The 24510-nt window shown below is 57.2% G+C and carries 24 protein-coding genes and 1 riboswitch; of the genes, 13 read left to right on the top strand and 11 right to left on the bottom strand.

Features of this window, described 5'->3' with window-relative positions:
- Window positions 1-34: 34 nt before the first annotated feature.
- A complete protein-coding gene (locus RDL77_RS03100; protein WP_288191765.1) occupies window positions 35-532 on the bottom strand; it encodes a hypothetical protein in 498 nt (165 codons plus the stop codon).
- Here RDL77_RS03100 and RDL77_RS03095 point away from each other — a divergent pair.
- Window positions 531-686 carry a hypothetical protein gene (locus RDL77_RS03095; RefSeq protein WP_288191764.1) on the top strand — a complete coding sequence of 52 codons (156 nt, stop codon included), beginning with the start codon at window positions 531-533 and terminating at the stop codon, window positions 684-686. The two genes, RDL77_RS03100 and RDL77_RS03095, sit on opposite strands and share 2 nt — an antisense overlap.
- Window positions 687-705: 19 nt before the next feature.
- Here RDL77_RS03095 and RDL77_RS03090 read toward each other — a convergent pair whose 3' ends face one another.
- The gene (locus RDL77_RS03090) at window positions 706-1305 is read right to left on the bottom strand and encodes a TadE/TadG family type IV pilus assembly protein (protein WP_288191763.1); all 600 of its coding nucleotides are present in this window, start codon (window positions 1303-1305) and stop codon (window positions 706-708) included.
- 138 nt (window positions 1306-1443) lie between these two features.
- Window positions 1444-1842 (bottom strand): pilus assembly protein N-terminal domain-containing protein, encoded by a 399-nt coding sequence (locus RDL77_RS03085; RefSeq protein ID WP_223612024.1) that lies wholly within the window; start codon window positions 1840-1842, stop codon window positions 1444-1446.
- 321 nt (window positions 1843-2163) lie between these two features.
- Here RDL77_RS03085 and RDL77_RS03080 point away from each other — a divergent pair, with 321 nt between their 5' ends.
- The 9 genes from RDL77_RS03080 to RDL77_RS03040 all read left to right on the top strand — a co-directional run bounded on the left by RDL77_RS03080 (window position 2164) and on the right by RDL77_RS03040 (window position 11112).
- Window positions 2164-2373: a Flp family type IVb pilin gene (locus tag RDL77_RS03080; protein WP_223612022.1), complete on the top strand. Its 210-nt coding sequence runs from the start codon at window positions 2164-2166 to the stop codon at window positions 2371-2373.
- Between the two features lie 66 nt (window positions 2374-2439).
- The gene (locus RDL77_RS03075) at window positions 2440-2964 is read left to right on the top strand and encodes a prepilin peptidase (RefSeq protein WP_223612020.1); all 525 of its coding nucleotides are present in this window, start codon (window positions 2440-2442) and stop codon (window positions 2962-2964) included.
- Between the two features lie 186 nt (window positions 2965-3150).
- Window positions 3151-3951 carry a Flp pilus assembly protein CpaB gene (gene cpaB / locus RDL77_RS03070; RefSeq protein WP_223612019.1) on the top strand — a complete coding sequence of 267 codons (801 nt, stop codon included), beginning with the start codon at window positions 3151-3153 and terminating at the stop codon, window positions 3949-3951.
- Window positions 3952-3976: 25 nt separating this feature from the next.
- Window positions 3977-5512 carry a type II and III secretion system protein family protein gene (locus tag RDL77_RS03065; protein WP_223612017.1) on the top strand — a complete coding sequence of 512 codons (1536 nt, stop codon included), beginning with the start codon at window positions 3977-3979 and terminating at the stop codon, window positions 5510-5512.
- 41 nt (window positions 5513-5553) lie between these two features.
- Window positions 5554-6207: a CpaD family pilus assembly lipoprotein gene (locus RDL77_RS03060; RefSeq protein WP_288191762.1), complete on the top strand. Its 654-nt coding sequence runs from the start codon at window positions 5554-5556 to the stop codon at window positions 6205-6207.
- Window positions 6208-6247: 40 nt separating this feature from the next.
- Complete coding sequence (locus tag RDL77_RS03055) at window positions 6248-7531, top strand: CpaE family protein (RefSeq protein ID WP_223612014.1); 1284 nt, start codon at window positions 6248-6250, stop codon at window positions 7529-7531.
- A gap of 18 nt (window positions 7532-7549) precedes the next feature.
- On the top strand, window positions 7550-9028 hold the full coding sequence (locus RDL77_RS03050) for a CpaF family protein (RefSeq protein ID WP_223612013.1): 1479 nt from the start codon (window positions 7550-7552) through the stop codon (window positions 9026-9028).
- 27 nt (window positions 9029-9055) lie between these two features.
- A complete protein-coding gene (locus RDL77_RS03045) occupies window positions 9056-10069 on the top strand; it encodes a type II secretion system F family protein (RefSeq protein ID WP_223612011.1) in 1014 nt (337 codons plus the stop codon).
- A 14-nt stretch (window positions 10070-10083) separates the two neighbouring features.
- Window positions 10084-11112, top strand: a complete 1029-nt coding sequence (locus tag RDL77_RS03040; RefSeq protein WP_223612010.1) for a type II secretion system F family protein — start codon at window positions 10084-10086, stop codon at window positions 11110-11112.
- A gap of 76 nt (window positions 11113-11188) precedes the next feature.
- On the opposite strand, the gene RDL77_RS03035 is transcribed toward RDL77_RS03040, so the two are convergent.
- Complete coding sequence (locus RDL77_RS03035) at window positions 11189-11947, bottom strand: tetratricopeptide repeat protein (protein WP_308526356.1); 759 nt, start codon at window positions 11945-11947, stop codon at window positions 11189-11191.
- 216 nt (window positions 11948-12163) lie between these two features.
- Here RDL77_RS03035 and RDL77_RS03030 point away from each other — a divergent pair, with 216 nt between their 5' ends.
- The 3 genes from RDL77_RS03030 (at window position 12164) to RDL77_RS03020 (ending at window position 14898) form a co-directional block, all read left to right on the top strand.
- Window positions 12164-13537 (top strand): M17 family metallopeptidase, encoded by a 1374-nt coding sequence (locus RDL77_RS03030; RefSeq protein ID WP_288191760.1) that lies wholly within the window; start codon window positions 12164-12166, stop codon window positions 13535-13537.
- 156 nt (window positions 13538-13693) lie between these two features.
- Entirely contained in the window at window positions 13694-14044 is a 351-nt protein-coding gene (locus RDL77_RS03025; protein WP_105736645.1) for a MarR family transcriptional regulator, read from the top strand.
- Complete coding sequence (locus tag RDL77_RS03020; protein ID WP_288191825.1) at window positions 14032-14898, top strand: NlpC/P60 family protein; 867 nt, start codon at window positions 14032-14034, stop codon at window positions 14896-14898. Before RDL77_RS03025 ends, RDL77_RS03020 begins: the two co-directional genes overlap by 13 nt.
- Before the next feature lie 55 nt (window positions 14899-14953).
- Here the strand turns inward: RDL77_RS03020 and RDL77_RS03015 are convergent, their stop codons facing one another.
- From RDL77_RS03015 to RDL77_RS02985, 7 genes are all read right to left on the bottom strand, one after another.
- Window positions 14954-15445: a 6,7-dimethyl-8-ribityllumazine synthase gene (locus RDL77_RS03015; RefSeq protein ID WP_223612007.1), complete on the bottom strand. Its 492-nt coding sequence runs from the start codon at window positions 15443-15445 to the stop codon at window positions 14954-14956.
- Window positions 15446-15526: 81 nt separating this feature from the next.
- Window positions 15527-15689: riboswitch (FMN riboswitch) on the bottom strand.
- Window positions 15690-15737: 48 nt separating this feature from the next.
- Window positions 15738-16694: a glyoxylate/hydroxypyruvate reductase A gene (locus RDL77_RS03010; RefSeq protein WP_288191759.1), complete on the bottom strand. Its 957-nt coding sequence runs from the start codon at window positions 16692-16694 to the stop codon at window positions 15738-15740.
- Window positions 16691-18322 (bottom strand): ABC transporter ATP-binding protein, encoded by a 1632-nt coding sequence (locus RDL77_RS03005; protein WP_223612003.1) that lies wholly within the window; start codon window positions 18320-18322, stop codon window positions 16691-16693. Before RDL77_RS03005 ends, RDL77_RS03010 begins: the two co-directional genes overlap by 4 nt.
- Window positions 18319-19464 carry an ABC transporter permease gene (locus tag RDL77_RS03000; RefSeq protein WP_288191757.1) on the bottom strand — a complete coding sequence of 382 codons (1146 nt, stop codon included), beginning with the start codon at window positions 19462-19464 and terminating at the stop codon, window positions 18319-18321. The genes RDL77_RS03005 and RDL77_RS03000 overlap by 4 nt, the downstream gene beginning before the upstream one ends.
- Window positions 19464-20567: a microcin C ABC transporter permease YejB gene (locus tag RDL77_RS02995; RefSeq protein WP_223612000.1), complete on the bottom strand. Its 1104-nt coding sequence runs from the start codon at window positions 20565-20567 to the stop codon at window positions 19464-19466. The genes RDL77_RS03000 and RDL77_RS02995 overlap by 1 nt, the downstream gene beginning before the upstream one ends.
- 27 nt (window positions 20568-20594) lie before the next feature.
- Window positions 20595-22469 carry an extracellular solute-binding protein gene (locus RDL77_RS02990; RefSeq protein WP_374042653.1) on the bottom strand — a complete coding sequence of 625 codons (1875 nt, stop codon included), beginning with the start codon at window positions 22467-22469 and terminating at the stop codon, window positions 20595-20597.
- Entirely contained in the window at window positions 22469-24310 is a 1842-nt protein-coding gene (locus tag RDL77_RS02985; protein ID WP_288191824.1) for an extracellular solute-binding protein, read from the bottom strand. The genes RDL77_RS02990 and RDL77_RS02985 overlap by 1 nt, the downstream gene beginning before the upstream one ends.
- Window positions 24311-24510: the final 200 nt, after the last annotated feature.

Genomic DNA, 24510 nt, shown 5'->3' with positions numbered 1-24510 from the left:
TGCGCAGGCGGTTGTTGCGGCAGGCTCCGGCTATTCAGCAGTTGGTGCAGGCTACGGCGGTCGCTCCCTGACGGATCCGGCCATAGATCATCTTGCCCATGATGATACCTGGACCGCTGGTGCCTATGGATGTGTTGACGGTGTCTTTCATTGTCCAGGCAACGAGCGGAATATAGGCAATGCTTGTTTCAACACGCACAAAGTTTGACGTGGGAATCTTCAGGTTGGGATCGATGGTGATGGTACTGCCCTTGGCATAGGGCGTTGAGATGGTTTGGTCCCGTTTGCGCTGCGACCAGGCAACCGTGGCGTTGCCGTTTACGTCCACGTTGATGGATGTGATGGTGATTGTCGGCAGGTCGCGCCAATAGGGCAAGAGGATGGAAGTCCCGATTTCCATGATATCGGCGATCTTTTCCTTTGTGATGGATTGTTGCTGTGTCACCAGATCGCCCACCATCGCTCCGGCCCGCGCCAGCTTCTTGTTCACGTCGAATCCGTTGGTGATTTCAATGCTTCCGAGAAGAAGCATGATCATCACCGGCGCAATCAATGCAAATTCCAGTGCGGCAACACCTCGGCGGTCTTTGCCGAACGCAGCCAGGATGCGCCTGGAAGCGGCCATTTTTTCACGGATTCTTTTGAATGGCGGCATGGCGGGAGCCTTCGCGGAAGAAAACAGGTGATTGGTTGTTTGGCGACGCATCAGAGGTACGGTTCATTTTGCCAGGTGGCGGTGGAGAACAGCAGGGTTTTCCCCTGGCTCTTTATGCTTGCGATACGGGTTTTCATCAAATCCGTCAGAATGGGCCAGCGATAGAAAATCCGCAGCTGATTGATCGTGCCAGCACCGCCCGGATTGACTTTCAAGGTGCTCACATCGACGTCATTGTTCGATGTGAGCGGGACTGTCGTGGGGACGGTTTTGAATGTCGCATAGGTCTGCAGGTCGACCACCAGATCGGGGCAGGGCGTGGCGGCCATGAGCAAGCGGGGACAAATCAGTGCCTTCAATTTTGTGGCGTCACTGACATCCGTTGTCCTCAATTGCCCGGTGCGCAGCTGGCGCGCAATATCATCGACCGTGTTCGACATGACCTGCTCGGCGGTGAAGCTGAGGGTAACTTCGACAACGGCAAAGATCAGGAGAAAGAAGGGAAGGGCGATCAGGGCGAATTCAATGGCAACACTGCCGCGATTGTCTTTGCGAAAACCTGTGAACAGTGAGCTTTTTCTTGCGAAGCGCGTGCTTTCCGGCAAATCGGAGTTTCCGCGTTCTTCACCTCTGACAGCTTCCTGCATCATCACTGGACCTTCTCCGTCTCCCCGCCACGGACAAAGCTCTATCAGGCAGATATTAGAATCTCGTGTGAAGGAACGTGCAAATTGTGATGAGTGAATTCACGCTTTCTCAACTGTGATGCAAGCGCCGCGGCAGGCCGGTCAGTTCCCGCCAATTTCCGCGTCTGACTTCTTCTCCGCAGCCGTTTTCTGGGATGTCTCGCAAAAGGGAGAACAGGAGAGTGTTTGCACAAAGGCGCGCCGGTAGACGCGCACAGTGTTGGCGACACTGCGGCTGACGAGAACCTGGTCATCGACGATTGCTCCGCCTTCAGCATCCATGATCACGATATTGGTCATGCCGAAGCCTTTCCCCGTCAAGACGACGGTTCGGGAATCCTTGACAACTGCATCCGCTATTTCAGGATCGCCAACGACAACCGTATCTGCGGGGCGCGCAAGCTTCAGCACAGTTGCCTGGTTCATGACCACGTGGATACCCGTGTCAGCATGGGCTTGCACGCTTCCGGACAGGGCAGCAGCGAGCATAAGTGCGATCATTGTTGCATGCTGACTGAAACGTCGTTGGCCGTTGTATCGAACCATGGGAGTGCCCTTCGCAAAATCGTTGAATGAACGATGCCGATGATTGGTGAAGGAAGCCTTAAACCTGTGAACTTATCATTAAGTATAATTGTGACGGCTGCTCTGCCCGTGGTGGCACGGCGGTAAGGCTTTTCGAAACGGGGGATTTTACCGTTCTCCTTCATCCTTTCGTAACGGTCTTTCTTAAGCTGAAAGCAATGCGCCGGGGATATTGTTCAGGACATCACGTTACAGAGTTGGCGACCGTGCGCGGTTGCAGACATGCGGGGGGAAATCATGATGTTCAATGCAAAGCGCCTCGCTCAGTCGGACGATAATATATTCACCGGTTTTCCCCGGAACAGGTCGGGTGCGACAGCCATAGAATATGCTTTGATTGCCGGTATCATCTCCATTGGCATCGTTGCTGGCGCCGGTACGCTCGGAACCGCTGTAAAGGCAACCTATGATGGCTTTGCCACGACGGTGAGCAATGTCACCAAATGAGGGTCTTGCACGCGGGGATTGTGACATGCGGGATGGCTCTGCCCCTTGGTTTGAAGGAACGGCGCGATGATTGAAGCTGCAATACTGATCGTTTTCCCCTTCGCCATGGCCTTTGCAGGGACATCGGATCTTTTGTCGATGACGATCCAAAATCGTGTATCGCTTATTCTGCTTGTCGCCTTCGCCGTTTTGGCGCCCATGACCGGGATGCCTTGGGATATCTACGGACTGCATTTTGTCGCCGGGGCTGTCGTGCTTGCCTTCACATTCCTGCTGTTTGCCACGGGAACGATGGGTGGTGGTGATGCCAAGCTCATGACCGCGACAGCGGTCTGGATGGGATGGAACATGGATCTGGCCGGCTATCTGCTGGTGATGTCGTTGCTCGGCGGCGCGCTTACCCTGGCCATCCTCAAGTATCGGAACTCGCACTTTGCCATTGTGTATTCAGGTCGCTTGGATTTCATGCAGCGATTGGCACAGAAGAACGAAGGCGTTCCCTACGGTGTTGCCCTTGGCGCTGCCGGTCTCATCATGTTTCCATCCTCACCCATGTGCGTCTGGGTCATAGACCGGTTGGCCCATGCCTGACGGCTTTCGGTCGCCCAAGGGGTGATCGGCCATTGAAACGGTGCCGCTTCGTGGGAGACGGCACAAACAGACGCAGGTGAGCGTCGTTTTTTGTCCTTTTAAGTAAACTGTTAACCATAATTACACGATTGCCAAGTCAAGGTGCAACCCTGGGTAAATTAGACAAAAGTCTATTGGGGTTCATCGATGCAAAAGGCACGCGTTGTTATTCTCATCGTGGCGATTACAGCCGCCGGTGCGGCTGGCTATATCGCGACGAATATGAAGCCTGATGCACCGGTTGTCGTTGAAACAGTTCCCCTGCCACAGATTGAATTGCAGGATGTACTGGTTGCCACGGATGGGCTCGGCGTCGGTGCCGAAATGCGAAACCAGATGCGTTGGCAGCCCTGGCCGGTGTCCGCCCTTGCCGATGGCTACATCAAGCGCTCGGAACGGCCCAACGCCGAGGAAGAATTGCGCGGTTCCACCGTCCGGCTGCAGATATTTCCGGGAGAACCCATTCGGGAAGCAAAACTGATCGGCAAGGGCCAGAGTTTCATGTCCGCGCAATTGCCTTCCGGAATGCGCGCCGTGGCAACGCAGATTGCCGCGGATACGTCGGCCGGCGGTTTCATCCTGCCCAATGATTATGTCGACGTGATCATGATCCGGCAGATCGATGGAGAGCAGAAGCAATTCGCCACAGAGACGATCCTGAGCAATGTCCGGGTTCTCGCCATCGACCAGACAATCCAGGAAGACGAAACAGGCCAGAAAAACAAGGTCGGTTCCACGGCAACGCTCGAGCTGACGCCGCAGCAAGCGGAGATATTGGCTGTGGCCCAGCAAATGGCGAGCCGCATGACATTGGTCCTGCGGTCCTTGCAGGATGCACAGGAGCCGACGGGGCCGGGTGCGGAATATCTCGTCAATTCACCCGGCCGGGCCGGGAACGTCAAGCTGATCAAATCCGGGACTGTCACTGAAATATTGGGGCGCAAATAAAATGGGTTTCGGAGCAATTTTCAGAATGGGTAGATCTGGCAATCGCGCGCACCGGTTTTGGAAAGCCGGACTTGTCGCAGTCGGCTGCTGCATCGCTCCCTTGCCAATCCAGACGGCCGCCGTGGCGCAGAGCAATGTGGTCAAGTTGAATCAGGGGCAAGGCGCGCCAAAGCGGATCAGTCTTGCGCTCAACAAGTCATTGGTGGTCGATCTTCCGGCAGACGCCTACGACATCCTTGTCGCCAATCCGACGGTGGCTGATGCCGTGACCCGCACGGCCCGCCGTATTTATCTATTCGGAAAACAGGTCGGCCAGACCAATGTTTTCGTTTTTGGACCGAATGGCGAACAGCTGGCCAGTTTCGATCTGGTAATCGAGCGTGATGTTGCCGGGCTTGAGGGCAGTCTCAAGAAGTACATTCCGGATTCCGATATCAAGGTCGAACTCTTGAATGACAACGTCATCCTGACAGGTACGGTGCAGACGCCGCTCGATGCCAAGCGAGCCACGGATCTGGCAACCCTGTTGGTCACCGGCGGTGAAGCCACCACGGGCCAGTATCAACAGACCGCCACCGCCGGCGGCAATGGCAGTAGCAGCGTTATCATTGGTGACCAGAACGAAGCGCGGCAGAAGAGCAAGATCGTCAACCTTATCCAGATTGCCGGTGAAGATCAGGTGACGCTCAAGGTCACGGTTGCGGAAGTCAGCCGTTCCGTGATGAAGCAGCTGGGCGTCAACATGGTCGGATCCACGAAATCCGACGGCATTCTGTTCGGCTCGGAGAATTTGGCTTCCCTTGTCGGCAAGGGGCTAAGCAGTTCAGGCGCAAGCATTCCCATATCGATCGGCAGTGCGACGATCGACTCCTATATCAACGCCATGGAACTGGCCGGTGTGATGAAAACCCTGGCCGAACCGACGCTGACGGCGATTTCGGGTGAAAAAGCCACGTTCCGCGTGGGCGGCGAATATAACATGATCAATGGCTCCGATGTCGATGACAAGGGAAAAATCACGTACAACATTGGAAAGATCGATTACGGCATCGGCCTTGAATTTGTGCCCGTGGTTCTTTCTCCGGGGCGTATCAGTCTCAAAGTGCGTACGTCCGTATCAGAACCAACCATGGAAGGGTCGGTTTCTCTGAGTATCGGTCAGACAAAGCCTTCGACCAACGTCATTTCCATTCGCAAACGCCTGGCTGACACGACCGTGGAGCTTCCCTCCGGCGGATCCATGATGATTGCCGGCTTGATGCGGGATGATGCGAGACAGGCTATTTCCGGTCTTCCCGGGCTCTCCAAAATACCCGTCCTTGGCACGCTGTTCCGCAGCCGCGAATTCGTGCGCAACGAGACTGAGCTTGTCATCATCGTCACACCCTATCTGGTGCGGCCGGTTGCCCGTAGCGCCCTTGCCCGGCCCGACGATAATCTCAATCTTGCCAGCGATGCGGCCGGGATGTTCCTCGGAAAAGTCAACCGGGTCTATGGGACAAAAGCTGCCACCCCGCCCACCGGCCGGTATGAGGGTGTTGTCGGATACATCTACAAATGAGCAAGGACCCTGCCATGTCAGCCCTGAGGAAATTGAAACCGATGAAACCGGTGCTTGCGCTTCTCACTGTTGCTCTGCTTGCGGGATGTGCGGATCGCGGTACAACCGTCGGCAGCATCCCGGACGATTACCGGACCAATCATCCTATTGTCATCTCAGAAAAAGAGCAGGTTGCCGATATTCCGGTCGGCCATGCAGACAACAGGCTGTCGATCACCCAGCGCAGCATCGTTCAGAATGTTCTGACCAATTATCACGCCAACGGTTCGGGCGTCATTCACATACTTCTGCCGTCGGGTACGCCGAACGAGCACGCGGCGAGCCGCCTGCGCGATGACATTGTCGCTGTGTTGCGCAGGAGCGGGGTAAAACCGTTCAATATTTCCAGCGAGCGGTATCGGGCTGACCCGGCTGATTCGGCGCCGATCCGCCTATCCTACTCGGCAATGACGGCCTCGACCGGGCCTTGCGGTCAGTGGCCCAAGGATCTCCTCGAAACAGCGGATAACAAGCACTATGCGAACTTTGGCTGTGCCAGCCAGAACAATCTGGCGGCGCAGATAGCCAATCCAGCGGATCTTCTCGGGCCGAGGGCGTCGACGACAATCGATGCAGAGCGTCGCGGCAAGGTTATCGATGCGTACAGAAATGCCACACAGCCGCCCCCGATCGTCACGCAGGAAGTGCAATATTAGGTGCTGAAACAGACCTTTCGACAAAACGCGGAATGCTAAAATGAGCCAGCTGGCCTTTGAAACAGACAATCAATTCGGGGATGCCGAGGGCCGGCCGGCCGGTACGGGGCTGCATGCCTTCCGGCCAATTCCCCGGATCTCGATACAGGCATTTTGCGAAAGCGACGCTGTTGCGCAGCAGATATCGCGTGCAAGCGAAGATCGCCGCATGGCGAAGACCCACGCACAACTTCACATGGGCGGAACAGCAACGGCTGTCGAACTCTTTCAGACCGTGCCAACACCCAATCTGATCGTTCTGGAATCATCGGCTGCCCCGCGTGACATGCTGGAACAACTCGCTGCCCTGTCGGAGGTTTGCGATCCAAGCACCAAGGTGGTGGTCATCGGACATTACAACGATGTTTGGCTTTACCGCGAGCTGATCCGCAACGGCATTTCTGAATATATGGTCGCGCCGGTCAATCTGGCCGATATCATTGGTGTGATTGGCGGTCTCTTTGTTGATCCCGACGCAAAGCCGCTGGGAAGCTCCATCGCATTCATCGGCGCCAAGGGCGGTGTCGGCGCCTCGACAATGGCGCATAATATCGCATGGTGCATCTCCTCGCTGTTCAAGAACGAGGTGGTCATCGCCGATATGGATCTGCCTTACGGCACCGCCAACATCAATTTTGACCAGGACCCGCCGCAAGGCATAGCGGAAGCGGTATTCTCGCCCGAACGCATCGATGATGTTTACCTCGACCGGCTCCTGGCGCAATGCGCCGAAAACCTGTCACTGCTTGCAGCGCCGTCGACCCTCGATCGCGTCTTCGATTTCCGCGAGGATTCCTTTGCCCATCTGATTGATGTGGCCCAAAGGTCCGTTCCGCATGTGATTCTGGATATTCCGCACACGTGGAACGGCTGGACCCGCACAACCCTGGCGCGTGCGGACGAGATCGTGATTGTAGCGTCGCCGGAACTGGCCAATTTGCGCAACACAAAGAACCTGCTGGACACGTTGAAACAGCTTCGCCCCAATGACGGGCCGCCGCGTCTCATTCTCAATCAGGTCGGCATTCCCAAACGGCCGGAGATCGCACCCGCAGATTTCTGCAGCCCGCTGGGGATTGCGCCGATCGGCGTGATCCCTTTCGAACCCGCATTGTTCGGGAACGCGTCAAACAATGGGCGGATGCTTGCGGAGACCGATTCGTCCAATGCAATTGTCCAGAACATCAATGAGATTGCCCACATCCTGACGGGACGGCTGGAGCTGAAGGCCAAGAAGAAGCCGGTGCTTTCCACGGTCTTGTCCAAGCTGAAGCGCAAGAAATGAGACTGAAGGAATAGACCCATGTTCGGCAAACGCGGAAGTACGGGGGAAGGCCGCCCGGTCCAGGAGTTCCGGGCGCTTGCGCTTGAGACGGCGTTGCCCACGAATCATGCCTCGCTCGCCGCGGAACCGGCAAAGCTCCCTCGGGATATTGCTGAGGTAAAGCGTTTGGCGGTTGTCGAGCAGCCGCCAAAGCCGGCCGCACCACAGCGCGAAAAGAACGAGAGCTACTACGATACAAAATCGCAGGTTTTTACGGCCCTGATCGATACGATCGATCTCTCCCAGCTGTCCAAACTCGATCCGGATGTGGCGCGTGAGGAAATTCGCGATATCGTCAACGATATCATCGCCATCAAGAATTTTGCCATGTCGATTGCCGAGCAGGAAGAATTGCTCGACGATATCTGCAATGATGTTCTCGGCTATGGTCCGCTGGAGCCCTTGCTTGCCCGTGACGATATCGCCGACATCATGGTCAACGGGGCGCGCAAAACCTACATTGAAGTCCTTGGCAAGGTCCAGGAATCGGGGGTCCGTTTTCGCGACAACCAGCAACTGCTGAACATCTGCCAACGCATTGTCAGCCAGGTTGGCCGCCGCGTCGATGAATCCAGCCCCATATGCGATGCGCGTCTTCCGGATGGCTCGCGCGTGAATGTCATTGCGCCGCCCCTTGCACTCGATGGACCGGTTCTCACAATCCGCAAGTTCAAGAAAGACAAACTGACCCTTGATCAGTTGGTGCGCCTGGGAGCGATCTCGCCACCCGGTGCCGAACTGCTTCAGATTATCGGACGCGTGCGCTGCAATATTGTTATTTCCGGTGGCACGGGCTCGGGCAAGACCACGCTTTTGAACTGCCTGACGAATTATATCGACCGGGATGAGCGCATTATTACCTGCGAGGATTCGGCCGAGCTTCAGCTCCAGCAGCCGCATGTGGTGCGCCTTGAAACGCGCCCTGCCAATCTGGAGGGGGAAGGTGAGATCACCATGCGTGACCTGGTCAAGAATTGCCTGCGCATGCGTCCTGAACGGATCATCGTCGGTGAAGTCCGCGGACCGGAGGTGTTCGACCTTCTGTCGGCCATGAACACCGGTCATGACGGGTCGATGGGCACCATCCACGCCAACAGCCCGCGGGAATGCCTCAACCGCATGGAATCCATGATCGCCATGGGTGGATTTGCCCTACCTCAGCGCACGGTGCGGGAGATCATTGTCGGTTCTGTCGATGTCATCATTCAGGCCGCCCGTCTGCGCGACGGTTCGCGCCGCATCACGCATGTGACCGAAGTTGTCGGCATGGAAGGGGATGTCATCATCACGCAGGACCTCATGCTTTACGATATCGAGGGCGAAGATGCGAATGGCCGGCTCATTGGAAAACATGTCTCGACTGGCATAAGCCGGCCGAAATTCTGGGATCGTGCCCGTTATTACAATGAGGAGCACAGGCTCGCCAAAGCCATCGATACAATGGAATTGCAGTCATGATGCACACCGCACGGCGGGAGACCCATCATGTTCGGGCTTGATCTTGAACAACTCACCTTCGTGTTGCTCGCAACGACTGCGGTTGCGGCGCTCGCCTATTTCTTCGTTTTCGACAACATTGAACAGCAGAAAAAGTCAGATGAACGGCTGAAATCGGTCAAGCTGGCCGCGATCGACGGTTTGAGCAAATCAACAGCCAGGGACAAGCAGGTTGAAGCAACAAGGCGCCGCAAGTCGGTACAGGACACGCTGAACGATATCGACCAGCGGCAAAAACTGCGTGACAAGAACATCAAGTCTCCGCCGCTGAAAATGCTGCTGCAACAAGCGGGCATGAAGGTGACCGTAAAGCGGTTCTATATTTACTCGGGCATCGTCGGGTTGCTGCTGGTTGTGCTCCGCACCTTCTTCGGCGCCCCGCTTTATCTGGCGCCAGGCTTTTTCCTGATCGGTGCCTTGGGGTTGCCGCGTGCATTCGTCTATTTCAGGCGGCGGCGGCGCGTGGCGGCTTTCCTGCATGAATTTCCCAATTCCATCGATGTCATTGTTCGCGCCATCCGATCCGGTCTGCCACTCAATGACGGTATTCGATTGATCGCGCAGGAAGCCCATGAACCGGTTCGCACCGAGTTTCGCCGGATTGTGGATATGCAACAGGTTGGGGTGAGTATTCCGGAGGCGGCCATGCGGATGTCGGAATACATGCCCTGTCCGGAAGCAAGCTTCTTCGGCATCGTCATTCAGATTCAATCGCAGGCAGGCGGTAACTTGTCGGAAGCACTTGGCAATCTTTCCAGAGTGCTGCGGGATCGGAAGAAAATGAAGGCAAAGGTTCAGGCCCTGTCGATGGAAGCCAAAGCGTCCGCCTATATCATCGGCGCCTTGCCTTTCGTGGTTGCATGCCTCGTCTACTTGTCCAGTCCTCACTACATCATGGTTCTGTTCACAACCGATATGGGCAACATGATCATAATATGTGCCGGGATATGGATGTCCATTGGCATCGCCGTGATGCGCAAAATGATCAACTTCAAGTTCTGAGCGGAGTAAGCGCGGTGTTCTCTTCCCTTCTCAAAGCCGTGCAGGACAATCCGGATACGGTCCGGACCGCCCTTGTTGCAATCTCAGCCTTTGCAACGGTGGTAACGGTTTTCCTGCCAAAGCTTCGCACTTCCGTGTTGAAGACGCGGATGAAATCGGTTGCACTGGAGCGTGACCAGTTGCGCGCCAAGGATCGAACCCGCCTTGCCACGGAAAGTATCAGCCGCCATAAGGCCGCGTCGCAGGGTAGCCTGCGCATGGTGCAGAGGCAGGGCGTTCGCCAGTTCGTGGAAAAGCTGGACCTGCAGCGGGCGCTTGCCGATGAAAAAACACTGGCATCCCTGCGAACGGCCGGGTTTCGCGGACAGAATGCTTTGAATCTGTTCTTGGCGGCGCGCTTCGGTCTGCCATTCCTGACACTCAGCCTGACTGCCTTTTGGGTGTTCGGCATGAATGGCCTGATCCAATACCCGACGATGGTCCGAATACTCGTCTGTCTCATCGGCGGTTATGCCGGCTTTTACGCGCCCAATCTTTATGTGAGCAACGCAGGCAGCAAGCGCAAACATTCGATCCAGATGGCGTGGCCGGACTCGCTCGATCTCATGCTGATCTGCGTTGAATCCGGTATGTCCATCGAAGCTGCCTTCAAAAAAGTCTCCGAGGAGATCGGAGTCCAGTCGACCGCCCTGGCGGAAGAGTTCGTCCTGACGAACGCCGAATTGTCCTTCCTGCCCGAGCGGCGGCAGGCCTACGAAAACCTTGCCATGCGGACGGGGCTTGAGTCGGTCAAGGCCGTGGTTCAGGCACTGACGCAGTCGGAGCGCTATGGTACGTCCATTGGTGGCGCATTGCGTGTCTTGTCTGATGAAAGCCGCGAAGCCAGGCTGAACGCGGCGGAAAAGAAGGCGGCAGCCCTGCCGCCCAAACTGACGGTTCCGATGATCCTGTTTCTTCTGCCCGTGCTTTTTGCCGTTATTCTCGGGCCCGCTGTGATCCAGGTCTCGGCGCAGGGCGGGCTCTTCGGGACGGCCCTTAAATAAGATCAAATAAGATTGAGGCCTGCCCGCAATCCGAGAGAAAAGGACGTCTGATCCGAGCGGCCTTTTTCCTGCTTTGTCAGCTGTTGGGCTTCTTCTTGTCTTTGAGCATCGTCCAGGAGTTCTGCTGGGCGAGCATGGACCGCAGATATTTGACGTTGGCTTCCGCCTGTTGCGGCGAAAGCTCCTGCTTCGCAATCGTTTCCGCTTCGGGAAACCGTCCTTGAAGTCCGACCACGAGCGCCAGATTCTGCCGGACGCGGCTGTCGGCACCCTGTGCGTTGACCGCCCTGCGCATGTAGGTTTCGGCTGTATTCAATTCGCCTGACAGCACATACGACATTCCGAGATTGGAAAGCAGCGATGCCTCGTTCGGATTGAGGTCCATGGCCTGCTTGTAGATGTCACGGGCTTCGCCGGTTTTGCCAAGCTGGTCGAGGATCGCAGCTTCAGCGGAAAGCAGTTTCCAATCCGGATATTCAGGCGTCTGGGCGCGGCGAACTGCGTCAAGCGCCGCTTCGAATTCACCGCTGCTTGCCAATGCCTTGCCGTACGCGGCCAGAACCTCGCGGTCCTTCGGATAGGCGATAGCAAGGCTGCGCATGACTGCAAGCGCCTGATCGTTTCGCCCCATCATGCGCAGCACCGAAGCAAAATTCATGGCTGTGGCTTTGTCTTTCGGGTTGCTTTGATACCGCGCTCCCAGGCTGGTGGAGGCCTGCGCAAGCTGCTGCGCGTTCATATGATCAAAATTGCCCGTGGGACTTGCTGTCGATGCCGCTGGCGCAATGGAGCCGGTGGTTGTCTTGTCGGTGGTGGCGCAACCGGAAATGCTCATCGCAAGGGCAGCCACGGTTACGGAAAAAATGAGCCTGCGGTTGCGTTGAATAATCCCTGCGCTTGTCATAGTTTGCCCCGTCAGATCCCAGCGCACATCCATTGGTGCGTTAACCAATCCCATGTGAAAGAAATATTCTGTTAACCCTAACGGACCGTTAATGATGTCGCCTTTGCCGGCGCAAAAGCAGAAAATTGACACCAGGAGCAAACGATCATGCCTGCCGAAATCACCAAACAAAAATCATCGGATAGCAAGCCTGTCTGGTTCGTGGCGAAGGGCGGGCTGGAAGCGCTTGGACTTGATCCGGCAGCACTTGCCTGGGCCAGGGCAAACGGGTTCGAAGGGCAGGCCGGCCGGCTACTCATTGTTCCCGGCGAAAACGGCCAGATCGCCGGCGCATTGCTTGGGACCGGCAAGGATGACAATCCTCTGGCGGCAGGCAAACTCGCGCAGGCTTTGCCGAAGGGCGCCTGGCATCTGGCAGGCCCTGTCAGCGCGCCTGATCTGGCCGCTCTCGGTTTCCTGCTCGGTGGTTACAAGTTCACCCGGTACACGAAGAAGGATGATGCGGAGATCGCGCTGATGCTGCCGGAAGGCGCTGATAAGGCCGATGTGAAGCGGCAGGCGAGGGCGGTGACGCTCGCGCGTGACCTCATCAATACGCCGACCAACGATATGGGCCCCGAGGCGCTGGAAGCTGCCGTGCGCAAGGTCGGCGATGAGCACAAGGCGTCTGTCAGCGTGATCAAGGGCGATGCGCTGCTCAAGAAGAATTTTCCGATGATCCATGCCGTCGGCCGTGCCGGAAGCGAGGAGCCGAGGCTGATCGATCTGGAATGGGGCAAGAAGGATGCTCCGAAGGTAACCCTGGTGGGCAAGGGCGTCTGCTTCGATACCGGCGGTCTTGATATCAAGCCTGCCAGCAGCATGCTTCTGATGAAGAAGGACATGGGCGGCGCCGCCAACGTGCTGGCCCTTGCGAGCATCATCATGGATGCGAAACTGCCGGTCCGCTTGCGCGTCCTCATTCCCGCGGTGGAGAACTCCATCTCGGCCAACGCATTCCGTCCGAGCGATATTCTGACGAGCCGCAAGGGCATCACCGTCGAGATCGGCAATACCGATGCGGAGGGACGCCTTGTCCTCGCCGATGCACTGGCATTGGCCGATGAGGAAGAGCCGGAAATCCTGATCGACATGGCGACACTGACGGGCGCAGCGCGTGTTGCACTTGGTCCGGATGTGCCGCCCTTTTATGCGACCGATGAGAGCTTTGCGGCTGATGTGGCCAAGGCGTCCGAAGCCGTGGCCGATCCCGTCTGGCGCATGCCGTTGTGGCAGCCCTACGAAGCAAGGCTTTCATCCCGCGTGGCCGACATCAACAATGTGACGACCGATGGCTTTGCCGGATCGGTGACAGCGGCACTGTTCCTGAAGCGCTTTGTCGAGAAGACCAGAATCTGGGGTCATTTCGATATCTATGGCTGGAACCCGGTGGAGAAGCCGCATTCTCCCGTTGGCGGGGAAGCGCAGGCCATCAGGGCGCTTTACCATGTGTTGAAGGCGCGTTTTCCCGCTGGGAAATAACGGAGATTCGTCAGTCTGCGTCCGGCGGCAAATTTATCGAATGCTGTCGGATACACCTGCGCCCGGCCAAGAAGCCGCCGACCGATTATGACGGCTTGCACTTCGCACCGCGAGGAATAAAATGATACGGAACCGAAATGATCTCGGAAGCCGTTCATGCAGATTGAGTTGAAGCCGTTTCAGGCGCTGACATTGTGGAAGGAAATTGCCGTCTCCGAAGTGCGGGATGATGCGCATGACCTGACGATGCGGCAATTGGCGGTGCTGCTGACGGTTTATCTGGAGCCGCCGCCGCACACGATTCGTGGTATGGCTGCCAAGCTCAAGGTGACGAAGCCGGTGATTACCCGCGCGCTGGATACAATGGGTGGCTATGGATTGGTGGACCGGCACCGTGATGAAAAAGACAAGCGCAACGTTCTCGTCAAGAGAACGGTAAAAGGTGCGCTCTATGTTGAAAAGCTCGGCGATCTCGTCATCGCCAAGGCAAGAGGATTACCCCTGTGACATTGGATAAACGGTTGAACGCGTTCCGTCCCGATCTGGCGGACGAAAGCCTGCGTGGGCAGGTAGAGGCGGAACACTTCGTGGAAGGCAAGCCCATGCGCATTGCCGATCCGGTCGTTGATGTGCGTGGCGCAGCGCGCGGCGATGCCGGTGTAACCACACAGTTCCTGTTCGGCGATGACGTCCTGGTGTTCGAAGACAGCAATGGCTGGTGCTGGGTCCAGAACGAACGGGATGGGTATGTCGGCTATGTCGTCGATACGGCGCTGGACAAGCGCTATGACGAGCCGACGCATATCGTCATTGCGCCGCGCACGTTTGTCTATCCGGGATCTGACCTGAAGTTCCCGCCAACCAATGCACTGTCCATGGGATCGCTCGTCACGATAAAGGGCGGCGAGGAACGCCGTGGAACGCTCTACGGCATCCTGCCAAGCGGCGAGGCCATCATTGCCAAGCATCTCGTTCCGATCGATGAAGTCACCGACGATCACGTGGCGGTTGCCGAGACCCTGATGCACACGCCTTATCTGTGGGGCGGCGTGTCCGGTTTCGGAATTGATTGCTCCGGTCTGGTCCAGTTGTCACTGCTGATGACCGGCCAGTCCGTTTTGCGCGACTCCGACATGCAGGCTGATACGATCGGCGATGCGATCGAGCCGGATGCAAATTACAACAATCTGAAGCGCGGTGATTTTGTTTTCTGGAAGGGCCATGCCGCGATGATGGCCAGCCATTCCATGCTGCTGCACGCGAGCGGTCATACGATGAGCGTGACGCTTGAGCCTCTGCACGATGCCATCGAACGCATTGCCTATCTCTATGGCAAGCCGACAGCGGTACGGCGGCTCTGATTTCACCCCCTCTGGCGGGCCAGAGGGGGATAACCACAAGCTCTCCGCTTGCGTCTTATGCCGCCGATAGCTCAGCCACGTGCTGGAATGTGCGGATGATCTGCAGGCAAGCGCGCGCCGCTTCCTGTCCTTTGACCAGGAAATGCCCGGTGAAGAAGTCGATATGCTGGGCGGTTTCCTGGAAATGATGCGGTGTCAGCACGGCTGACAGCATGGGAACCCCGGTTTCCATCTGGGCGGTGAGAAGCGCATTGACCACAGTTCCGGCGACGAAATCGTGCCGGTAAATGCCGCCATCGACGACGAGACCTGTTGCGACAATCGCGTCGTACTGGCCGGTTTCGGCGAGCTTCTTGGCCAGCAGGGGAATGTCGAACGATCCCGGCACGTCATAGACGTCAAACCGCCCGGCAGTGACACCCTGGCTTTTGAGTTCGCCTTCAAAGCCGATACGGCACTGGTCAACGATTTCCGCATGCCATCGCGCCTGGATGAAGGCGATGCGCGGGGCGAAATGTGGGGTATTGTTATTCTGGAACTGATCCATGTCGGTCTCCTCAAGAGTTGACGTGAATCAGGGCACAACCAAAAACGGTCAGGGACTGCCGGAAAGGCAGCCCTTGCTTTCAGTTGTTCTCTTTCATCCGGACTATACCGTCGGCTTCGGAATTGCACCGAAATCTGCTGACCTTTCCGGCAAACCGGAAAGCGCTCGCGGGCTCGCACCTGACATCTTTCGACACCCAGTGATTACCGCCGGTGGGGAATTGCACCCCGCCCTGAGAACACTTGCGCGGGCAATCTATCCGAAGGTTCTGGGCTGTCAAAGCCAAATTTTTCTAATACTGGGCTTTCCGGTCGACAATATTTTTAAGCGGCTCGCCGCGCTCGAAGGATTCGATCTGGGCGACAATCTCCGGAACCAGCGCCGACGGGCTGGAGCTTGCGGCCGCATGCGGCGTGATGATGACCTGCGGATGCGTCCATAACGGGCTGTCTTTCGGCAGGGGCTCCCTGTTGAACACATCAAGTGTGACAGCCGACAACATGCCACGTTCCAGCGCGGCCAGGATATCCGCCTCATTCTGCAGCCCGCCGCGACCGGCATTGATGAGAATCGGCGCGCCGAGCGGCCCGTCCGCCTTCATCTGGGCAAAAAGGCTCATCGACAGGATACCCTTGGTCTCCGGTGTCAGCGGCAGCAACGAAACGATGATATCCGCATCCTTCAGGAAATCCTTCAGCCCATCATTGCCGAAATGGCTGGTCACGCCTTCGACGCTCTGGGGACGGCGGCTCCAGCCGCTGACCTTGAATCCCAGCATTCGCAGTTTCGAGGCCGCATCCCGGCCGAGCACGCCCATGCCGAGAATGCCGACATTGACCTCATGCGCCGCCGGCTGGCGCCGGTCCTCATGCCAGACCTTGCCGGCCTGCTGCTGCCGGTAGCGCAGGCCGAGGCGGTGGTGATCCAGCACCTGCCAGACCACATATTCCGTCATGCGCATCGTCAGATCAGGGGATACGATGCGCACGATAGGCACATCGGGAATCCTGTCATCATGGAAGACGTGATCCACACCTGCGCCCAATGAGAAAATGACTTCGAGGTTCGGCAGGTCCGCGAGGGAACCGGGGCGCTGTTTCCACACCAGTGCGTAGCGAACCTTTTCCTTGTCCGTATCGGTGTTCAGGACAAGTTTGCGCTGCGGGGCGTTCTTGGCAAACTCCGATAGCCAGACCTCCGGGTCCCATCCCGTTACAGCCAGAAAAATCGTGTCGCTTGTCCCGGTCATTCGCTTACTGCTCCCTGTTCCGCCGTTTCTATCCTGAAGGCCGCTGCCATCAGTGCTTTTGTATAATCGCTCTTCGGATTGGCGAAGATTTCCTCCGACGGGCCATATTCAACCGCTTTGCCATTGCGCATGACAAGCACGTCATTGGCCAGCGCTTTCACCACCTTGAGATCATGGCTGATGAAAAGATAGGCCAGATTGTGCTTTTGCTGCAATCCGCGCAAGAGGTCGACCACCTGTGCCTGCACGCTCATGTCGAGCGCCGAGGTCGGCTCGTCCAGCATGACGAAGCGCGGGTTGAGCACCATGGCCCGGGCAATGGCAATGCGCTGGCGCTGGCCGCCGGAAAATTCATGCGGATAGCGGAAGCGGTTCTCCGGATCGAGATTGACCTCCTTCAGTGCGGCAACGACGCGTGCATCCCGCTCGTCTGCCGACAGTTTCGGCTCGTGCACGGCAAGGCCCTCGGCCACGATATCGGCAATCGACATGCGCGGCGACAGCGAGCCGAACGGGTCCTGGAACACGATCTGCAGCTCGCGGCGCAGCGGCCGCATCTGCTTGAAGGAGAACTGGTTGATGTCCTTCTCGCCGAAGCGGATGACCCCCTGGGAGGAAATCATGCGCGACAACGCAAGCCCGAGCGTGGTTTTGCCCGAGCCGGATTCGCCGACAACCCCGAGCGTCTGTCCGGCGCGGATGGTCACATCGATGCCATCGACCGCCTTCACATGATCGACAGTCCGCCGCAGGAAACCCTGCTTGATCGGGAACCAGACCTTCACCTGCTCGCCGCGCATGACGGGCGCGGCGGACAGATCAGCGGAGGGGGGATTGCCTTTGGGTTCGGCGGCAAGCAGATGGCGCGTATATTCATGCTGCGGATTGTCGAAAATCTGCCTGGTGGGGCCGGTCTCGACGATTTTACCCTTGGTCATGACACAGACACGGTCGGCAATCTTGCGGACGATGCCGAGGTCATGCGTGATGAACAGCATGGACATGCCCTGTGCCTTCTTGAGGTCGGCAAGCAGTTGCAGGATCTGTGCCTGCACGGTCACATCGAGCGCTGTGGTCGGCTCATCGGCAATCAGCAGCTTCGGCTTGTTGGCGAGCGCCATGGCAATCATCACACGCTGACGCTGGCCGCCGGAGAGCTGGTGCGGATAGGCATCGAGGCGCTTTTCCGGTTCGCGGATGCCCACTTCGTGCAGAAGCGCAAGCGTGCGTTGCCTCGCCGGTTTGTCAGCCATGCCCTGGTGCAGTTTAAGAACTTCGACAATCTGCTTCTCGATCGTATGGAGCGGATTGAGCGAGGTCATCGGCTCCTGGAAGATCATGGTGATGTCGTTGCCGCGCACACGCCGCAGATCGTTCTCGTCGCTGTCCAGAAGGTCCTGCCCGTTGAACAGGATCTGGCCGGAGGGGTGCGAGGCCGGCGGGTAGGGCAGAAGCTTCAGGATCGACAGGGCCGAGACCGATTTCCCGGAACCGGATTCGCCGACAAGCGCAACCGTCTCGCCCTGAGCGATGTCGAACGAGATATGATCGACGGCAATCGACTGGCGGCCGTTCTGGGTAAAGGCAACCGAGAGATCACGGACGGAAAGGAGGGGGGACGCACTCATTTGAAAGCCTTGCGCGGATCGAATGCGTCACGGGTTGCCTCACCGACGAAGATCAGCAGCGACAGCATCAGCGAGATGACGACGAAACCGGTCAGGCCAAGCCATGGCGCCTGCAGGTTGTTCTTGCCCTGGGCCAGGAGTTCGCCGAGCGAGGCAGAGCCCGGCGGCAGGCCGAAACCGAGAAAATCGAGCGAGGTGAGCGTCGTGATCGATCCGTTGAGGATGAAGGGCAGGAAGGTGAGCGTGGTCACCATGGCGTTGGGCAGAAGGTGACGGAACATGATTGTCCGGTCACGCACGCCAAGTGCACGCGCGGCATTCACATATTCGAAATTGCGGGCCCGCAGGAATTCAGCGCGAACGATCCCGACAAAATGCACCCACGAGAACAGCAGCATGATGCACAGCAGGATCCAGAAGCCGGGCGGCAGGATCGAAGCCATGATCAGGAGAAGGTAGAGCGTGGGCACCGAAGACCAGATTTCAATGAAGCGCTGTGCCAGAAGATCGAGCCAGCCGCCGAAATAGCCCTGCATGGCGCCGGCCGTCACCCCGATAACCGCAGACGCTGCCGTCAGGATCAGTCCGAACAGCACGGAAATGCGGAAACCATAGAGCGCCCGGGCAAACACGTCGCGCGCCTGATCATCCGTGCCCAGAATGTTCATATTGCCGAACGTGCAGTTGGCGTCGTTCACACCCTGCGGATAGCGGGCACATCGCTCCTCCGGCGTATAGAGCCAGAACGGTTTTGACGGCGCCGTATCGGGAAGCTCGTTGTTGACGGTGCGGTAGGAATAGCGGATCGGCGGCCAGATGGCCCAGCCATTGGTATTGATCTCATCCTGGATTACCGGATCGCGATAGTCGGTCACCGCATAAAAGCCGTTGAACTTCTCCTCCGGATAGTCGACGAGAACGGGAAAGAGGATCTCCCCCTTGTAGGAAACAAGGATCGGCCGGTCGTTGGCAATGAACTCGCCGAACAGCGATCCAATGAACAGGAACAGGAACAGCCACAAGGCCCACCAGCCGCGGCGGTTGGCCTTGAAGTTCTGCCAGCGCCGGGCATTGAGCGGCGACAGGCGCGGGCGGCGAACGGCAACGGGTGAGGGCTGGGTGCCAATGCTTGTATCGGTCATCAGACGTCCCTCCGCTCGAAGTCGATGCGCGGGTCGATCCATGTATAGAGAAGATCAGACAGGAGACTGACGACGACGCCGACAAGGGCGAAAATATAGACCGTGGCGATCACCACCGGATAGTCGCGATTGATGATCGATTCATAGCCAAGCAACCCCAGTCCATCCAGCGAGAAAATCGCCTCGATCAGCAGCTGACCGGTGAAGAAGATCGAAATGAAGGCACTGGGAAAACCGGCAATAACGATGAGCATGGCGTTGCGGAACACATGTCCATAGAGAATCTTGCGCTCGGTCAGGCCCTTGGCCCGCGCCGTGGTGACATATTGCTTGCGGATTTCATCGAGGAACGAATTCTTGGTCAGAAGGGTCGTCGTGGCGAAGGCCGACAGCAGCATGGCCGTCAGCGGCAGGGCAATGTGCCAGGCATAGTCGACGATCTTGCCGAAGAACGAGAGTTCGGCGAAATTGTTGGACGTCAAACCGCGCAGCGGGAACCAGTCGAAGAAGGAGCCGCCGGCAAAAAACACGATCAGCATGATGCCGAAGAGGAATCCCGGTATCGCATAGCCAACCACGACAACGGCGCTGGTCCACACGTCGAAGGCAGAACCGTCCTTGATGGCCTTGCGAATGCCGAGCGGAATGGAAATGGCATAGGATATCAGTGTCATCCACAGGCCCAGCGATATCGAGACCGGCAGTTTCTCCTTGATGAGCTGCACGACGCTGATATCGCGGAAATAGCTGTTGCCGAAATCGAAGCGCAGGTAGTTCCATACCAGGATACGGAACCGCTCGAGCGGCGGCTTGTCCAGGCCGAACTGCTTTTCGAGGCTGGCTATGAAAGCGGGATCGAGGCCCTGAGCGCCGCGATATTTCGAGTTGGCCGTACCAAGGCCGAGCGATTCATGGCTCTGACCAAAATCAGCACCGCCGCCACCGATGCGGTCAAGCGCGTTGCCGCCCTGTCCGGTGAGCTGGCCGATAATGCGCTGGACCGGACCGCCGGGGACGAACTGTACAATCACGAAGCAGACAAGCAGGACTCCGAACAGGGTCGGTATCATCAGAAGCAAACGCCGTAGAATATAGGCTCCCATTAAGACGGTGCTCCAGGAGATATCATTTTAAATCTTGCCAATTGCCTTTGCCTTTGCTTCGTCAAGCCACCAGAGCGTTTCAACCGGAAAGCCATAATCGGGTTTGGGCTCCTTGAAGCCGAACATATCCCAATAGGCGATGAGGTGATTCGCACTGTACCAATTTGGAATCCAGTCACGCCTTATACGCAAGAGCCGATCCAAAACACGCATAATCGTGACCAGCTCTGCCCGTGACTTCACCTCACCGACTTTCTGGATGAGCGCATCGATGGCCGGATCCGCAATACCCGCGAAGTTGGTCGATCCGGGCATGGCAGCCGATTTGGATCCAAAGATGGCCTGCAGGCTCTCCTGTGTCGGCGTGGAACCAAGGGAGTAGGCAGCGCCTATCATATCGAAATCAAAGTCCTGCAGCCTGACCTGATACTGCGCCGGATCGACCAGTCGCAGGGTGGCATTGATGCCGATGGCGTTCAGATTGTTGATGAAAGGTGCCGACGAGCGTGTGAAGACTTCCGCCTGGATCAACATTTCCAGGTTGAGTGGTCTGCCGCCGGCATCGGCGAATTTGCCGTTCTGCCGCGTATAACCCGCTGCGGTGATCAATTCGACCGCGCGGCGCAGATTGTTTCTGTCGCGGCCCGAACCATCCGATACGGGTTGCAGGACCGCATCGCCGAAAATCTCCGGCGGCAGCCTGTCGCGCAGCGGTTCCATAATGGCCAGCTCTTCGGCGGAAGGTTTGCCTTCGGCGCGAAATTCCGATTTCTCAAACAGCGATTGCGACCGGTTGTAGACATTGTAAAAAAGGTTCTTGCTGGTCCATTCGAAATCAAAACACAACGCGATGGCTTCGCGCACACTCGGATCGCGGAACTGTTCCCGGCGCTGATTCAGAGCCCAGGCCTGCATCACCGGCCGCTTTTCGCTGGAGAACTCACGTTTGACGACGCGCTTCTGCTGAATGGCCGGGAAATTGTATTCGGTCGCCCATGTCTTCGCGACGGATTCGGAGCGCCAGTAAATATCGCCCTTCTTGAAGGATTCGAAATCCGGTTGCCGGTCGCGAAAGAACTCGATGCGGATGCGGTCAAAATGGTTGGAGCCGCGCTGGACCGGCAAATCCTTTGCCCAGTAATCGGCAACGCGCTCGTATTCAATCGTTTGACCGGCAAGGATCATGCCCGCGCGATAGGCTCCCGAGCCGAGAGGCGCTTCCAGTGTCGATGCGCCGAAATCCCGCGTGGCGTACCACGCCTTGGAAAAGATCGGTATCCCTGCCGCTATGTCGAGAATGGCGCGACCGGAATGCTTGCCGGAAAAGGTCAGACGCACTGTATGGTCATCCTCGGCGACAATTTCGGTGAGCTCCGCCATCATCACCACGAGATCGGGATGCCCCTTTGTCTTGAGCGTCTCATAGCTGAACACCGCATCGTGGGCCGTCAGGGGGGAGCCGTCGTGAAAACGCGCTTGCGGGCGCAACTTGAAAATGAATGTCCGCCTGTCCGGGGAAACCGTAACGCTTTCAGCAACCAGGCCATAAATGGAATCGGGCTCGTCCAGCGCTGATGTCATCAAGGAATCAAAGCACAATTCCACACGTGGCGGTGCATCGCCGCGTGCCCCGAAACCGTTCAGCGTGTTGAATGTCTGCGTCGACTGGTTGAAATACCATGTCGGCGGCGAGAAGCAGAATGTACCACCCTTCGGCGCATCGGGATTGGTGTATTCGAAATGCGTGAAATCCTTCGGATATTTGAGCTCGCCAAAGGCGGAAAGACCATGCAGCGGAACATCCGTCTTCACATCCGCCAGTGCCAGACGCGGAGTGAGGGCGGACAAAGCCGCTGCACTGGAGTATTTCAGCAGATCGCGGCGATTGAGACGCCCGGCCATCATTGCGCGTGGGCTTTCAGAGCTTGTTCCTTGGCAGGGTCAATCCACCAGGAAAGCGGGTCGACACCGATATAATCCGGTTGTTTTTCAGGCATGCCGAACTTGTTCCAGTAGGCGATCTTGACCCTGTCGTCATACCACTGCGGAACAACATAGTAATTCCACAGCAGGACCCGGTCGAGCGCATGGGTTGCCGCAACAAGCTCTTCGCGGTCCTTGGCAAAGATGACCCTGTCGATCAGCTTGTCGATGGCCGGGTTTTTGATGCCCATGTAATTGCGCCCGCCAGGCGTGTCTGCGGTGCTGGATCCCCAGAAATCGCGTTGCTCGTTGCCTGGCGACAGCGTTTGCCCGATCCCGGCGATTGCCATCACGTCAAAATCATAATCATTGACCCTGGCCGCGTACTGGGCAGCATCGACAGCTCGTATTTGCGCATCTATGCCTAGCTTACGCAGATTCGTCATGAACGGTCCGATCGTACGCTCATTGCCCGGATCGTCCGCCAGAAATTCGATGGTCAGAGGTTGACCAGTCGCTGTATTGACGAGCTTTCCATTTTTCTGATCATAACCAGCCTCCCGCAAAAGCGTGACGGCCTTGCGCAAATTATCGCGTTGCGCCTGCGGCGTATCAGAAACCGGGTTCTTGAATTCCTCGTTGAAAACCCCTTCCGGTACTTCACCTTTAACCGCTTGAAGTATCTCCAGCTCTTTGCCTGTCGGGACGCCGCTTGATGCGAGTTCCGTGCCGGAGAAATAACTGTCTATTCGCTTGTATTGACCGAAAAATGCATTCTTGCTCATGGATTCAAAGTCGAAGGCGAAATTCAAGGCTTCGCGTACCTTGATATCCTTGAATTTGTCGCGGCGTGTGTTCAGGAGAAATCCTTGCATGCGACCAGACGACCGCTGTGGATACACGGCCTTGACGACATCACCCCGGGTGAATGCCGGGAAATCATAGCCACGCATCCAGCGGCCGATGCTCGGCTCGCCGCGGTAATCCTGGAATCCCCCCTTCTTGAAGGCTTCCCACATGGCGTTTGCGTCCCGGAAATATTCATAGCGAATAAGATCGAAATTGTTGCGCCCGACATTGGTGGGGAGATCCTTGCCCCAGTAATCGGCTACCCGGCTCCATACGATGGTCTTGCCGAAGTCGACGCTTTCGATTTTGTAGGCAGCCGAGCCCAGGGGGATTTCCGTCGTGGGCTTGGTGATGTCGCGCTTCTTTCCGGATTGATCGGTGCCTTCCCACCAATGCTTTGGCAGGACGGGAAACTCGCCGACAATGCTGGGCAACTCACGGTTCCCGCCGCTCGCAAACGTGAAGGTAACCTCTCGGTCCCCGGTCTTCTCGGCCTTTGTCACATCATGATAATACTTGTTGTAAATCGGGCTTTGCGCTTTCAGGGTATCGAACGACCAGATGACGTCATCGACGGTGATGGGTTGTCCATCATGCCATTTTGCAGCGGGGTTGAGGCGGAACTTTACCCAGGAAAAATCATCTGGGTAAGCAACTGCTTCTGCGAGAAGACCGTAATTTGTTGCCGGCTCATCAAGCGCCCGGCTGAGAAGCGTATCGTAGAGATATCCACCCAGGATAGTTCCGCCCGGAAGCCCCGCCGCAGACGTTCCCTGGACGACGAAGGGGTTGAGGCTGTCAAATGAACCTTGAGCAATTTGATTCAAGGTTCCGCCTTTGGGCGCATCGGGATTCACAAAATCAAAATGCTTGAAGTCCGGCCCGTATTTCGGCTTGCCCAGAGCGCTGACCGCCGTCCGCCATTCAGCATCCGCAGCCCGTGCATTCGATAGGGGAAACACGGCTGTCATGGCAAGGAGCGCGAGGCTGGCAACGAGCGGACGGAATTGCAAATCAGATCTCCACGGTTCTCTTTTTTGGTCAGTCTAAGAGAAAATGCGGCGGAGAACAGACCTTCGGCAAAAAAACACGCAGTCTTGATAGGATCAGGCTGACGGATACAAAAAAGCCGGGCACAGGACCCGGCTTTCCCTTGGAATTGACGGCTGAC

Origin of the sequence: uncultured Phyllobacterium sp., assembly GCF_902479695.1 — a bacterium.
Classification (GTDB): domain Bacteria; phylum Pseudomonadota; class Alphaproteobacteria; order Rhizobiales; family Rhizobiaceae; genus Phyllobacterium; species Phyllobacterium calauticae.
The sequence above is the reverse complement of the archived record's forward strand: the minus strand, read 5'-3'. Positions and strand labels throughout refer to the sequence as shown.